The organism is Streptomyces sp. NPDC055749, assembly GCF_053617235.1.
Map to the genome: position 1 here is coordinate 1 of NZ_JBSHFH010000100.1, position 13,270 is coordinate 13,270.

The following is a 13,270-nucleotide window of genomic DNA, read 5'->3' on the forward strand; positions in this document are numbered from 1 at the left end:
CCCCTCCACCCCCTCTGTGTTGCGGTCTGGGGGCATCGTATTTTTTTAAACGCCCCCGCCCCCCCACACCCCACCCCCCCGCGAGGGGCCGGGGGAGTGCGCACTCCCGAGGCCCTTCGCTGTGCTGCGGCGTTCTGAGCCGCGTACCTGTGGGATCAGCCGAGCGGCAGGCCCTGGACGGGCAGTCCGCCCAGGCTGTCGGTCGGCAGGCCGCCGCCCACGGCGTCGGTGGGCAGGCCGCCCTCGGTCGCGGAACCGGCGGCCGAGCCGAGGATCTCTCCGGCGTGGCCCGCGGTCTGGCCCGCGGTCTCCTGGGCGGCGGGGGCGGCGACGGCGCCGGCCTGGCCGACGCTCCTGCCGGCGGCGGGGACGGCCGTACCGACGATCCTGCCGCCGGTCTCTCCGGCGGCCTGGGTGCCCTGCTGGGAGGCGCCGTCGATGGTGTTGCCGAGGCCGGCGCCGTCCAGGGCGGTCAGGCCGCCCAGGTTCGGGGTCTGCGGGAGGTCCGCGGCACCTGCTGCGCCGGCCGCACCGACCACGGGTGCCGCACCTGCGGCGATCAGCAGCGCGGCGCGGGCGATCCGACGGGTCAGGGGGAGGGACATGATGCTCCTTGGGCGGTGTTCAAGCAGTGATCGGACGCACTGACAACCGGTCCGGGGGCGGGGAAGGTTGCGGTGCGGCGAGGTAAAGACTGAGTAATGCGTCCGATAATCCGCAGGGGAAGAACCCGGGCAAACGATGTATTACGCAACCGTCGGCCGAACCGTCACTTCCCTGTGCGCGCAAGGGAATCGGAGCGGACGGGGGCACGCCGGAAGGAGGGGCGGAAGTGGCGTCCGGGTGAAGGTCCGGAAGGCCCGTACGGGTGACGGACCGTACTACTGCGCGAGCCGGATTCCGACCTCGGTGGTGCCCGGTTCGTCCTGCTCCGCACGTTCCGTGCGCCAGCCCTCACCGGCATTCCAGACCCGGCCCGCGTAGGAGACCTGGTCGATCCGCAGGGCCCCGGCCTGGGCGACCGCCCAGTGCGCCAGCTCCCAGCCGCGCTTCGGAGCCGAGCCCTCGTCGGACTTCAGGGCCGGCCGCACGGGCACCGCCACCGTGCCCGCTGCCCCCGGCCCCGCCGAGGGCGCCTCGGGGAGCACGTCCTTGCCGAAGGATCGCACCAGCTCGGCCCGGACCTTCCCGGTGTCACCGGGGCCGGTCGCCTCCGCGGTGCCGGGCGAACATTCCAGCGCGGCGGGCGCGCGCCCCGTCAGGGCCGCCGCCAGCAGCGCGGCATCCGGCTCGTGCTTCGCGTACGCCTGCGGAAAACCACTGCGTTGTACGCGCTGCGCGGCGACGGTCAGCGGCAGCCGCGAATAGCCGGGGACCTCCGCGAGGTGGTCGTAGAACTTCCCGGACGAGTACACCGGGTCCATGATCTGCCGCGGAGTGCCCCAGCCCTGCGAGGGGCGCTGCTGGAAGAGCCCGAGCGAGTCCCGGTCGCCGTGCTGGATATTGCGCAGCGCGGACTCCTGGAGCGCGGTCGCGAGCGCGATCGTCACCGCCCGCTCCGGCATACCGCGCGTGGTGCCGACGGCGGAGATCGTCGCGGCGTTGGCGGCCTGCTCGGGGCTCATCTCGTACGTGTGCCCCTCGCCCTCCGGCCCGTCGGCGGACCGGACGACGCAGCGCGGCGCCCCCTTGTTGCCGGAGACGTACTGCACGGCCAGATAGCCGGCCAGGGCCGTGAGCACGGCGAATGCGGCCGTGAGGCGCAGGAAGCGGCTACGGCCCGGGCGGGGGCTGGCGGAAGTGACGGTCCGGGGCACGTGGCCACGGTACTGGAGGTCCCGGGCGGCGTGACGGCGACGTCCCTTAGGGTCGTGGGCATGGCGGAAAGCAAGATCGACCTCACCCTGGACGGCCCCGCGCTCACAGCCCGGCTGGTCGACTTCCCGTCGGTCAGCGGGAACGAGAAGGCCCTGGCCGACGCGATCGAGGAGGCGCTGCGCGACCTCCCCCACCTGACCGTGGAGCGGTACGGCAACAACGTCGTGGCCAGGACGAACCTCGGCCGCGCCGAGCGCATCGTGCTGGCCGGGCACATCGACACCGTCCCCATTGCCGACAACGTCCCCTCCCGGCTGGACGAGAACGGTGTCCTGTGGGGGTGCGGAACCTCCGACATGAAGTCGGGCGTCGCCGTCCAGCTGCGGATCGCCGCGACCGTCCCCGAGCCCAACCGTGACCTGACGTTCATCTTCTACGACAACGAAGAGGTCGCCGCCGACCTCAACGGCCTCGGGCACGTGGCCGAGGCCCACCCCGACTGGCTCGACGGCGACTTCGCCATCCTGCTGGAGCCCTCCGAGGGCGAGATCGAGGGCGGCTGCCAGGGCACGCTGCGGGTCCTCCTGCGCACGGAGGGGGAGCGGGCGCACTCGGCGCGCAGCTGGATGGGGTCCAACGCGATCCACGCCGCGGCCCCGATCCTGGCCCGCCTCGCCGCGTACGAGCCGCGCAGGCCGGTCATCGACGGGCTGGAGTACCGCGAGGGCCTGAACGCCGTCGGAATCGAGGGCGGCGTCGCCACCAACGTCATCCCGGACGCCTGCACGGTCGTGGTCAATTACCGGTACGCCCCCGACCTCAGCGGCGAGGAGGCCGTCGCGCACGTCCACGAGGTCTTCGCGGACTGCGGCATCACCGAGATCGTCATCGACGACCACTCCGGCGCGGCGATGCCGGGCCTCTCGCACCCGGCGGCCGCGGCGTTCATGGAGGCCGTGGGCGGCACGGCCCGGCCCAAGTTCGGCTGGACGGACGTCTCCCGTTTCGGGGCGCTCGGGGTGCCCGCGGTGAACTACGGCCCCGGCAACCCGCTCTTCGCCCACAAGCGCGACGAGCACGTGGTGACCGAGCTGATCACCCACTGCGAGGAGCGCCTCCGCTCCTGGCTCACCAGCTGACTCATGGCATTCCCCTGCGCGTTACCTCCGCCGATCTACGCTGAGCCGACACAGGCACATTGCAGGTCGGCGGAGGGAGCAGGTCATGGGCAACCCGGAGGACGCACGGATCCCCGAGGGCGCGCAGGTCCCCGAAGGTGCGGTCACGCCTGAGGAACAGTGGCTCGGCCCCGTGGTGCGGCGCAGGGACCAGGTACAGCCGGGCACGACCGATCAGCGGCTGCTCGACACCGAGGGCGATTCCGAATGGGTGCACACCGACCCCTGGCGGGTCATGCGCATCCAGTCGGAGTTCGTGGAGGGATTCGGCGCCCTCGCCGAACTGCCGAGCGCCATCAGCGTCTTCGGCTCCGCCCGTACACCGGCCGGCGGCCCGGAGTACGAGGCGGGCGTACGGATCGGCAAGGCGCTGGTCGAAGCGGGCTTCGCGGTGATCACGGGCGGCGGACCCGGAGCGATGGAGGCCGCGAACAAGGGGGCCCGGGAGGCGAACGGCATCTCGGTCGGCCTCGGCATCGAGCTGCCCTACGAGTCCGGCCTCAACCCGCACGTCGACATCGGCGTCAACTTCCGCTACTTCTTCGTCCGCAAGACGATGTTCGTGAAGTACGCCCAGGGCTTCGTGGTCCTGCCGGGCGGCCTCGGCACCCTGGACGAACTCTTCGAGGCGCTGACCCTGGTCCAGACGGGCAAGGTGACCCGCTTCCCGATCGTGCTGTTCGGCACGGCGTACTGGAGCGGTCTCGTCGACTGGCTCCGGGACACGGTCGTGGCGCAGGGCAAGGCATCCGAGCGGGACCTGCTGCTCTTCCACGTGACGGACGACGTGGAGGAGGCGGTCATGCTGGTGACCAAGGAAGTCGGCCGGTAGGAGTGCGGGCGGGGCCCGGGGCTCCGCCCCGGGCCCCGGAACCGGACCGCTACGCCAGCCCCCGCCGCGCCACCGCCGGCGCCCGGTGACCCGCGACCGACGCCACCATGTCCAGCACCTGGCGCGTCTCCGCCACCTCGTGCACCCGGTACACCCGCGCGCCCAGCCACGCCGAAACGGCCGTCGTCGCCAGCGTGCCGATCACCCGTTCCTTGACCGGCCGGTCGAGCGTCTCGCCGACGAAGTCCTTGTTGGACAGCGATACGAGCACGGGCCACCCCGTCTCCGCCATCTCGCCCAGCCGCCGCGTGGCCTCCAGCGAGTGCCGGGTGTTCTTCCCGAAGTCGTGACCGGGGTCGATCATGATCCCGTCCGGCCTCACCCCGAGCTCCACGGCCCGCTCCGCCAGCCCCACGGTCACCCGCAGGATGTCCGCCATCACGTCCTCGTACTCGACCCGGTGCGGCCGGGTCCGCGGCTCCGCGCCGCCCGCGTGCGTGCACACAAGACCCGCTCCGTACCGCGCGGCGACCTCCGCGAGCTTCGGGTCGACGCCGCCCCACGCGTCGTTCAGCAGGTCGGCGCCGGCCTCGCAGACCGCCTCGCCCACGTCGTGCCGCCAGGTGTCCACGCTGATCACCACGTCCGGGTGGCGGCGCCGCACCTCGGCGACGAAGCCGACCGTACGGCGGGCCTCCTCCGCGGCGGTCACTTCCTCACCGGGACCCGCCTTCACCCCGCCGATGTCGATGATCGCCGCACCCTCCGAGACCGCCTGATCGACCCGGGTGAGCGCCGGCTCGTCGCGGAACGTCGCGCCCTGGTCGTAGAAGGAGTCTGGGGTCCGGTTCACGATCGCCATGATCACCGGATCGTGCGGACCGAATTCCCGCCGCCCGAGCCTGAGCGCACCGCTTCGCATCCCGTGTTTCCTCCTCAGTAGGTCGCCTGCGACCCTAACTGTCGGTGGCGCATGGCACGATCGGACCCGGACAGGTTTCCGCCCCCGGGGAGATGCGCGTGTTCTGGTACTTGCTGGTCACGATGGTCGTGGTGGTGGCCGCGGTCACGCTCGCGGTGGTCGGCGGAGGCGCCACCCCCGTCCTTCAGGACGTGCCGCCCGAGCGGCTCACCGACCCGCTGCCCACGACGCGCCCGGTCGGCCGCGCCGATGTCGAGGCGCTGCGGCTGCCGATGGCCCCCCGCGGTTACCGGATGGTGGACGTCGACGAGGCACTGGACCGCCTCGGCGCGGAGCTCGCCGAGAGGGACGCGCGGATCGCCGAGCTGGAATCGGCGCTCGCGGGAGCCCAGGCGACCGCGGTCAACGGCCCCGACCTCTTCAAGCACCAGGACCAGGAACCCGGGCAGCGGCCGGGCGAGGAGGACGAGCGATGAGCAGCGGAGCCGTACCCGCCGCCGACGGTGGCCTGCGCTGCCCCTGGGGCCTGTCCACCGACGACTACCTCGCCTACCACGACACCGAATGGGGCCGGCCCGTCCACGGCGACGACGCCCTGTTCGAGCGGCTGTGCCTGGAAGCGTTCCAGTCGGGCCTCTCCTGGCTGACGATCCTGCGCCGCCGCGAGGGCTTCCGCAGCGCCTTCGCCGGGTTCAAGATCCACGCGGTGGCGGAGTTCACCGATGCCGACAAGGAACGGCTCCTCGCCGACGCCGGCATCATCCGCAACCGGGCGAAGATCGACGCCACCCTCGCCAACGCCCAGGTGCTCGCGGGCTGGGGCGAGGGTGAACTGGACGCCCTGATCTGGTCGTACGCCCCCGACCCGGCGACCCGCCCCGCCCCCGGGTGCTCGGGGACGTGCCGGCGGTCACCCCGGAATCCACGGCGCTCGCCAAGGAGCTCAAGAAGCGGTCCATCCGCTTCATCGGCCCCACGACGGCCTACGCCCTGATGCAGGCGTGCGGCCTGGTCAACGACCACCTGGCCGACTGCGTCTCCCGGGGCGACACGCTCTAGCGGCCCAGGTACTTCGGACGCTCCTTCGCCAGGAAGGCCCTCACGGCGATCGTGTGGTCCTGCGACGCGCCCGCCCGGGTCTGGAGTTCGTCCTCCTTCTCCAGCGTCTCCACGAGCGGGTGAGCCGCGCCATAGGCCATCGACGCCTTGAGCGAGGCGTACGCGACCGTCGGACCGTCCGCCAGGGCGCGGGCCACCGCCGCGGCCTCCTTCGCCAGATCGGCGGCGGGCACGACCTTGTTCGCGATGCCCAGGTCGTACGCCTCCTGCGCGGAGACCGAGCGCGGGAAGAAGAGCAGGTCGGCGGCGCGGCTCTGGCCGATCAGCCGCGGCAGCGTCCAGGAGACCCCGGAGTCGGCGGTGAGGGCGACACCCGCGAAGGAGGTGTTGAACGCCGCCGTGTCGGCCACCACGCGGTAGTCGGCGGCGAGTGCGAAGCCGAAGCCCGCCCCGGCGGCGACACCGTTGACCCCGGCGACGACGGGCTTCTCCATCTCGGTCAGCGCCCGCACGATGGGGTTGTAGTGCTCCTGCACGGTGCTCAGCGCGTTGCCGCCGCCCTCACTGGCCTCCGCGAGTTTGGAGACGTGCTCCTTGAGGTCCTGGCCGACGCAGAAGGCGCGCCCGGTGGCCGTGAGCAGAACCGCGCGCACCGCGCTGTCGGCCGCCGCGTCCCGCAGCGCGTCCCGCAGGGCGACCTTGGCCTCGGTGTTCATGGCGTTCATCGCGTCGGGACGGTTGATGGTGATCGTCGCGAGCCCGTCGCTCACGTCCATGAGCACGGTGTCCGCCATGGTGTCGGCCATTCTGATGTCCCCTTACGGCTCCGGGATTGTGCCTGTCCAGGCAAGCATGGCCGACTTCGGGCGGCGCGGGCATGTGACCTGCGTCTAACAATTGGCTCTCACCTGGGGGCCGAAGGCGGCGCAGTATCGCAGCCGGATCGACGAATTGGGTGGTTTTGAGAGAGCGCGTTGCGCAAGCGATGCCGACCGATGTTGGTCATCGGGGTCTTTGATGCGGGATAATGGCCAAGAAGCAATGTGTTCGATGCCGGTGAGGCAGCGCCTGTCATGGGGCCGCCGGTTGCGATGAGCTGGTTTCAGGAAGGGGAACGAGCATGGCGGCCATGAAGCCGCGGACGGGCGACGGCCCGCTCGAGGTGACAAAGGAGGGGCGGGGCATTGTCATGCGCGTTCCGCTCGAAGGCGGCGGTCGGCTTGTCGTCGAGCTGACGCCGGACGAAGCCGATGCACTCGGCGATGCCCTCAAGAAGGTCGTCGGCTGACGCAGAGACGCCTAATCACTTCGCGACTGCCCCGGCACGGACTCCGTGCCGGGGCAGTCGTGTTGAGAAGCCGTCGTGCTGAGAAGGCGTACCGAATCGGGAAGCCGTACCGGACCTGACCCGCTCAGCCCCGGCGGACCGCGCAGAGCAGTCCGTCGCCGACCGGCAGCAGCGTCGCCATCAGCTCCTGGCTCTCCCGCACGGCGCGCAGCAGCTCACGCAGCCGCAGCACCTCGGCGGGCTGGGCAGCCGAGTCGACCGTACGGCCGTCCGCGAACATGCCCTCGAAACAGACCAGACCGCCCGGTCGCAGCAGGCGCAACGATTCAGCGAGGCAGTCGAGGCTCTCCAGCCGGTCGCCGTCGCAGAAAACGAGGTCGTAGCCGCCGTCGGCGAGGCGCGGCAGTACGTCCAGGGCGCGCCCAGGGATGAAGCGTGCCCGGTTCGTGGCGAAGCCCGCCGCGCGGAACGCCTGGCGGGCGAACTGCTGACGCTCCGGCTCGGGGTCGACCGTGGTCAGTACGCCGTCCGGACGCATTCCGTGCAGCAGATAGATGCCGGACACGCCGGTGCCGGTGCCGATCTCGGCCACCGCTTTGGCGTCCGCGGTGGCAGCGAGCAGGCGCAGCGCGGCGCCGGTGCCCGGGGACACCGAGCGGAGCCCTGTCTCGCGGGCCCGTTCCCGGGCCCAGCGCAGGGCTTCGTCCTCGGCGACAAAGGCGTCGGCGAACGCCCAGCTCGTCTGCCGGTTGGCGGTAATGACCCTCTCCTGTCCCCGTAGTTGGCGCACCGGTGACTGTATCCGCTGAACCCGGGAACCCGCAGATGGGACCGGGCGTTATGCAAGGACAGGGGAAAGCGCCTGGACCGGGCCCGCGGATCGGACCCGGAATCCTGCGCCCCGGGGCCGGTGCGGCCCCGCCCCCAGCAGGAAAAAGGCTTATCCGGAGCTAACGGGCGAGGTGGCTATGGTAGGGGCTCCACTGGACACCACCAGAGCCGACAGGGGAGGTGCGGCTGCGCCTGTGGACCGGGGAGGAGTGCTGAGGCGCTTCCTCATCAGGTCGGCGGGTGAGCCGAAATCCGTGACCAACATTGCTGACCGTTCTTCCAACGTTTCCGCACCCACCGCGACGTTCGCCTCGGATGCGGAATCCCAGGCGTGGACCCCGCCCTCATGGGAAGAGATCGTCAGCACGCACAGCGGTCGCGTGTACCGCCTTGCCTACCGGCTGACGGGCAACCAGCACGATGCCGAGGACCTCACGCAGGAAGTCTTCGTCCGTGTCTTCCGGTCGCTCTCGACGTACACGCCCGGCACCTTCGAGGGCTGGCTGCACCGCATCACGACCAATCTCTTCCTGGACATGGTCCGCCGCAAGCAGCGGATCCGTTTCGACTCCCTCGGCGACGACGCGGCCGAGCGGCTGCCGAGCCGTGAGCCGTCCCCGCAGCAGGTATTCAACGACACCCACTTCGACGCGGACGTCCAGCAGGCGCTGGACACCCTCGCGCCCGAATTCCGTGCGGCGGTCGTGCTCTGCGACATCGAAGGACTCTCGTACGAGGAGATCGCCGCGACACTCGGCGTGAAGCTCGGCACCGTGCGCAGCCGGATCCACCGCGGGCGCTCCCACCTGCGCAAGGCACTCAAGCACCGTTCGCCCGAGGCCCGCGCCGAGCAGCGCTCCCTGGCGGACGCGGTCCTGGCAGGGGAGGTAGGACCGGCGTGAGTGGCACAGGTCCGACCCCCGCGGAACAGCATCTGGGGGACCGGCTCGCCGCGCTTGTCGACGGCGAGCTGAAACACGACGCCCGTGAGCGGGTCCTGGCCCACTTGGCGACCTGTCCCAAGTGCAAGGCCGAGGCCGACGCCCAGCGGCGCCTCAAGAGTGTCTTCGCGCAGTCCGCCCCTCCTTCGCCCTCCGAAGGCTTCCTTGCCCGTCTGCAGGGCCTTCCCGGCGGCCCTGGCGGCGACTCCGGTCCCGGCGGACCGTTCGGTGGCGGCGGCGGTCGCTTCGCCGACGGACTCTTCCCGGTGATGGGGCCTTCCGGCGGGCACACCGACACACCGTCCGGACCCGGGCCGCTCGACGGCTTCGGCTACCTTCCCACCGTGCACGGCTCCACCGCCGTCCTTACCGGTGGCCCGGCCGGCTCCTCCTTCCGGATACACGAGGTGGGCCGGGATGCCGACCGTTCGCCGTGGCGGGGACGCAGGTTCGCGTTCGCGGCGGCCAGCGCCGTCTCGCTCGCGGCCATCGCCCTGGGCGGCACGCTTCCGCTCGACTCCACGTCCGAGTCCCCGTTCCGCGCCGAGGGCGCCGGCAGCAATGTCACCCCGCTCGACGCCGAAGCACGGGCCGAGAGCGGTGACGAGGCCGCCAACCGCCGGGGCGGAGGCGGCGCGCTCGCGCTGAGCGGTGAATCCCCGGCTGCGTCGTCTGCCTCGTCGAGCCCCTCGGTCTCCGCGTCCCCGGCCGTCGCACCCGCGGTCGCACCCCCCGTGTTCGCCGCGGCTCCGTCCCTGCTCAGTGCCTCGCACTTCGCCGGGCACACCTTCGCGCTCCCCGTCCTGAACGTGTCCGTGCCACCGCTCATACGCCCGACGGGAAGCAGTCCGCTGCTCACCGCTTCGATCGGCGGCACCGCCCCTGTGGAACCGACCGAGCCCACGTCGACGGCCTCGGCTTTCCCTCCCCCCACCGATCACGCACTGCCGCTTCACCCCCGGCGCTGACGGGGACGCCGGCAGGGACCTGCGCAGAGATTCGCAAACCTGGTTGAATTCCGGGAGGGACGCCCCTGTGGGGACGTGCAGAGGCCAGTTGCGGGGAGATCATGGACGACGGGAAGCCCACCGGGCCGAAGGCGAAGTGGTGGAGCCGCCCCACGACGGGGCGCACCGACCACAGTGAGCCGGAGGTGATCCCGGAGGCCGCGCCTCCCACTCCCGAAGCGGCCGAGGAAGCGGCCGGGCGGATACCCGCGGTACCGACCGCGCAGCCTGCCGCACCGACCGCGCCGCCCGCAGGGGAACCGCACACGCCCGTCGTGGAATCGCACGCGCCCGCCGGGGAACCGCTTATGCCCTCCCCGCGCGCGCAGCCGCTGCACGCACCCGACGAGTACAGCACCCCGCCCTACGGCGGGCCCGGACCGTGGGCACCCGCGCCGCCCGTGCAGCGCCCCGTACAGACCCCGGCCCACGGAACCCCCGTACCGCCGCCGTACGCGGGCACGAACGGCCACGGGATCGCCACCGACCCCGGCCCTGTTCCCGCCTTCGCGCCTCCGCAGCAGCCCCAGCAGCCACAACCCCACGTGCAGCAGCCCCCGCAGATCCAGCAGCCCCCGCAGATCCAGCAGCCCCCGCAGATCCAGCAGCCCCCGCAGCTCCAGGGGACCCATCCCCAGCCGCCCACGCCCTCGCAGTGGCTCCAGTACGACCCGTGGGGCGCGCCCCGCCAGCCGTTGAGCGCCCCCGCCCTGCCCCTCGGGCCCGACGGCGGGCGCAGGAAGCGCCGACGGGGCTCCGCGCTCATCGGGATCATGCTGATCGCGCTGATCGCGGGCGGCATCGGCGGCGGCATCGGCGCCTATGCCGAGCGCAACGGCGGTCTGACCACCGTCGAGCTCCCGCAGGCCGGACGGGACAGCGGTGGCCGCGCCCCCGACAGCGTCGCCGGAATCGCCGCCAGCGCCCTGCCCAGCGTGGTCACCCTCCATGTCAGCGGCGCGGGGGAGTCGGGCACGGGCACGGGCTTCGTCCTCGACGCCGACGGACACATCCTCACCAACAACCACGTCGTCGCCCCCGCGGGCGCCAACGGCGACATCACGGTCACGTTCAGCGGCGGAGAGACCGCGAGCGCCGAGATCGTCGGCAAGGACAGCGGCTACGACCTGGCCGTCGTCAAGGTCAAGGGCGTCACCGGGCTCAAGCCGCTCCCCCTCGGCAACTCCGACAACGTGCGGGTCGGAGACCCGGTGGTGGCCATCGGGGCCCCCTTCGACCTGTCCAACACGGTCACCTCCGGCATCATCAGCGCCAAGGAGCGGCCCATCACCGCGGGCGGCGAGAAGGGCGACGGCACCGACGTCAGCTACGTCGACGCGATCCAGACCGACGCCCCGATCAACCCCGGCAACTCCGGCGGCCCGCTCGTCGACTCCCAGGCGCACGTCATCGGTATCAACAGCGCCATCCGGGCCGCGGACAGCGGCACCGGCCTGGAGGGCGGCCAGTCCGGTTCCATCGGCCTCGGCTTCGCGATACCCATCAACCAGGGCAAGCGCGTCGCCGAGGAGCTGATCAACACCGGCAGGGCGACTCATCCGGTGATCGGCGTGACGCTGGACATGAAGTACGCGGGAGACGGCGCCAAGGTCGGCACGAAGGGCGCCGACGGCGGTTCAGCCGTCACCTCGGGCGGCCCCGGGGCCAAGGCGGGCATCAGGCCGGGCGACATCATCACCGAGGTCGACGGCGCGCGGGTGCACAGCGGCGAGGAGCTGATCGTCAAGATCCGCGCCCACCGCCCCGGCGACCGGCTCGGCCTCAAACTGACCCGTGGTGGTAAAGACCTGTCCATGACGGTCACACTCGGCTCGGCAAGCGGCACGTAACGGCCACCGGGAGGTACCGCCCGGACAGCTTCGACGGGTACCGTTGAGCGAGTCCGGGCCCATTCGACCTGGTGGCGGAGAACACGCGGCGAGCACGCGGAGAACACGAGGAGCAACAAGGTGTTCAATGACATTGGCGCACTCGAGCTGCTGACGCTCGTGGTTCTCGCCGTGCTGGTCTTCGGCCCGGAGAAGCTGCCGAAGGTCATCCAGGACGTCACCCGCACCATCCGCAAGATCCGCGAGTTCTCGGACAGCGCGAAGGAAGACATCCGCTCGGAGCTCGGTCCGCAGTTCAAGGACTTCGAGTTCGAGGATCTCAACCCCAAGACGTTCGTCCGCAAGCAGCTCATGGACGGCGACGACGAGCTTGGTCTGAAGGACATCCGCGAGAGCTTCGACCTCCGCAAGGAGATGGCCGAGGTCACCGACGCGGTGAACGGCCGCGAGAGCGTGTCGTCCGCTTCGTCCACCGGCGCGGCGAACGGCTCGGCGAAGGCATCGGCCGACCCGGCCACCACGCCCGATCTGCTCAAGAAGCCCGCGCAGCCCGCCAAGGACGACCGTCCGCCGTTCGACGCCGACGCCACCTGATACCCCGCCAATCCCGACTCGTCCGGACGGTATGGCTATTCTCCATCTGTCCGGTTGCGAGGATGCCCACCCCGTGAAGGGGCGGGCCGCTCCGGATCTTTGACAGATCGAGGAGGCGGCCGGGCAGATGGAGACGACGAGTCGGGTAGGGGCGGATGGTGCGCCCAGCACAGTCACCGCAGAGGGGGTGCCGGCGGCCCGGCGTACGGTCGACGGCTATCTGCAGGCGCCCTTTCCCTGGTATGGACTGGACGAGGCCTTCGCGGGCCCGCGCTGGCTGATGCAGGTCGGCACCGCGGCGGACGGCACGGTGCAGCACGGTTCCATCGGTCACGGCGACGAGCCGTCGGTGCGGACCGACGGGAGCGCCGAGAAGGAGAGATTCGCGGTCGTCGTGACCGTGGCCGCGAGCCCGGTGCGGCGCAGCGGTGACGGTACGGGCGTCCTGGACGCCACCACGGTCTCCTCGGCGGCCTGGCTCGCCGGGTCGGGACTGCTCTCGTACACCTGGCCGCCGCAGCTGGACCACACGCTGCGCGACGACTGGCTGGACCAGCAGACCGAGACCGCCTTCGAGCTCGCCGACGAACTGGGCGGTGCGCCCTGGTCGACGCTGTCGCTCCCGGTGGACGGCGTTCCGGTGGAGTTCCACTACCGCGAGTCCGAGTTCGGCTGGGTGCTGGCCGGTTCGGCGCACAACGGCGTCCACATCGGGGCGTACGGGCGCGGGATGAGCGCTTACGGGCTGGGCTTCTCGGTGATCGCGGACATCGCCGCGTACACCTGACAGGGCCTGCCCCACTGGGACGAGGTGAGGGGGGCGGTCTCCGTGGAGACCGCCCCCCACACACCGTGAGCTTCCCGCCCCGCAGCACGTGGTTCGCGGGGTGTTCCCCAGGGGCATGCCGGTCAGGCCGCGCGTACGGCCACCCAGCATCTGGGCGATGGCG

At 71.5% G+C, this 13,270-nt stretch carries 14 protein-coding genes and 1 pseudogene; 10 read left to right on the top strand and 5 right to left on the bottom strand.

Annotated features, from left to right (window positions below):
- Positions 1–155 precede the first annotated feature (155 nt).
- Together ACWGO0_RS36590 and ACWGO0_RS36595 are read right to left on the bottom strand one after the other, a co-directional pair.
- Positions 156–605, bottom strand: a complete 450-nt coding sequence (locus ACWGO0_RS36590; protein ID WP_453544713.1) for an ATP-binding protein — start codon at positions 603–605, stop codon at positions 156–158.
- Between the two features lie 276 nt (positions 606–881).
- Positions 882–1,817 (bottom strand): hypothetical protein, encoded by a 936-nt coding sequence (locus ACWGO0_RS36595; RefSeq protein WP_453544715.1) that lies wholly within the window; start codon positions 1,815–1,817, stop codon positions 882–884.
- Positions 1,818–1,877: 60 nt separating this feature from the next.
- On the opposite strand from ACWGO0_RS36595, the gene dapE reads away from it, so the two are divergent.
- Positions 1,878–2,957 (top strand): succinyl-diaminopimelate desuccinylase, encoded by a 1,080-nt coding sequence (gene dapE, locus ACWGO0_RS36600; protein WP_453544717.1) that lies wholly within the window; start codon positions 1,878–1,880, stop codon positions 2,955–2,957.
- Positions 2,958–3,042: 85 nt separating this feature from the next.
- A complete protein-coding gene (locus ACWGO0_RS36605; RefSeq protein WP_453544719.1) occupies positions 3,043–3,828 on the top strand; it encodes an LOG family protein in 786 nt (261 codons plus the stop codon).
- 49 nt (positions 3,829–3,877) lie between these two features.
- On the opposite strand, the gene folP is transcribed toward ACWGO0_RS36605, so the two are convergent.
- Positions 3,878–4,750: a dihydropteroate synthase gene (folP, locus tag ACWGO0_RS36610; protein ID WP_453544721.1), complete on the bottom strand. Its 873-nt coding sequence runs from the start codon at positions 4,748–4,750 to the stop codon at positions 3,878–3,880.
- 92 nt (positions 4,751–4,842) lie between these two features.
- Between folP and ACWGO0_RS36615 the strand changes: the two genes are divergently transcribed.
- Together ACWGO0_RS36615 and ACWGO0_RS36620 are read left to right on the top strand one after the other, a co-directional pair.
- Positions 4,843–5,226, top strand: coding sequence for a DivIVA domain-containing protein (locus ACWGO0_RS36615; RefSeq protein ID WP_453544723.1), 384 nt, complete (start codon positions 4,843–4,845; stop codon positions 5,224–5,226).
- Positions 5,223–5,809 (top strand): annotated as a pseudogene (locus ACWGO0_RS36620) (DNA-3-methyladenine glycosylase I). The gene ACWGO0_RS36615 and the pseudogene ACWGO0_RS36620 overlap by 4 nt, the downstream one beginning before the upstream one ends.
- Here ACWGO0_RS36620 and chcB read toward each other — a convergent pair.
- Entirely contained in the window at positions 5,806–6,615 is an 810-nt protein-coding gene (gene chcB, locus ACWGO0_RS36625) for a 2-cyclohexenylcarbonyl CoA isomerase (RefSeq protein ID WP_453544725.1), read from the bottom strand. The pseudogene ACWGO0_RS36620 and the gene chcB sit on opposite strands and share 4 nt — an antisense overlap.
- A 314-nt stretch (positions 6,616–6,929) precedes the next feature.
- Between chcB and ACWGO0_RS36630 the strand changes: the two genes are divergently transcribed.
- Positions 6,930–7,097: a DUF3117 domain-containing protein gene (locus tag ACWGO0_RS36630; RefSeq protein WP_003966491.1), complete on the top strand. Its 168-nt coding sequence runs from the start codon at positions 6,930–6,932 to the stop codon at positions 7,095–7,097.
- Positions 7,098–7,221: 124 nt separating this feature from the next.
- Here the strand turns inward: ACWGO0_RS36630 and ACWGO0_RS36635 are convergent, their stop codons facing one another.
- A complete protein-coding gene (locus ACWGO0_RS36635) occupies positions 7,222–7,887 on the bottom strand; it encodes an O-methyltransferase (RefSeq protein WP_328905681.1) in 666 nt (221 codons plus the stop codon).
- 178 nt (positions 7,888–8,065) lie between these two features.
- Between ACWGO0_RS36635 and sigE the strand changes: the two genes are divergently transcribed.
- From sigE to ACWGO0_RS36660, 5 genes are all read left to right on the top strand, one after another.
- A complete protein-coding gene (gene sigE, locus ACWGO0_RS36640; protein WP_453544727.1) occupies positions 8,066–8,830 on the top strand; it encodes an RNA polymerase sigma factor SigE in 765 nt (254 codons plus the stop codon).
- Positions 8,827–9,837, top strand: coding sequence for an anti-sigma factor family protein (locus ACWGO0_RS36645; protein WP_453544729.1), 1,011 nt, complete (start codon positions 8,827–8,829; stop codon positions 9,835–9,837). The genes sigE and ACWGO0_RS36645 overlap by 4 nt, the downstream gene beginning before the upstream one ends.
- A gap of 101 nt (positions 9,838–9,938) precedes the next feature.
- The gene (locus ACWGO0_RS36650) at positions 9,939–11,726 is read left to right on the top strand and encodes a S1C family serine protease (RefSeq protein ID WP_453544731.1); all 1,788 of its coding nucleotides are present in this window, start codon (positions 9,939–9,941) and stop codon (positions 11,724–11,726) included.
- A gap of 120 nt (positions 11,727–11,846) precedes the next feature.
- Complete coding sequence (locus ACWGO0_RS36655; protein WP_453544733.1) at positions 11,847–12,320, top strand: sec-independent translocase; 474 nt, start codon at positions 11,847–11,849, stop codon at positions 12,318–12,320.
- Positions 12,321–12,447: 127 nt separating this feature from the next.
- Positions 12,448–13,107, top strand: a complete 660-nt coding sequence (locus tag ACWGO0_RS36660) for a hypothetical protein (RefSeq protein WP_453544735.1) — start codon at positions 12,448–12,450, stop codon at positions 13,105–13,107.
- Positions 13,108–13,270: the final 163 nt, after the last annotated feature.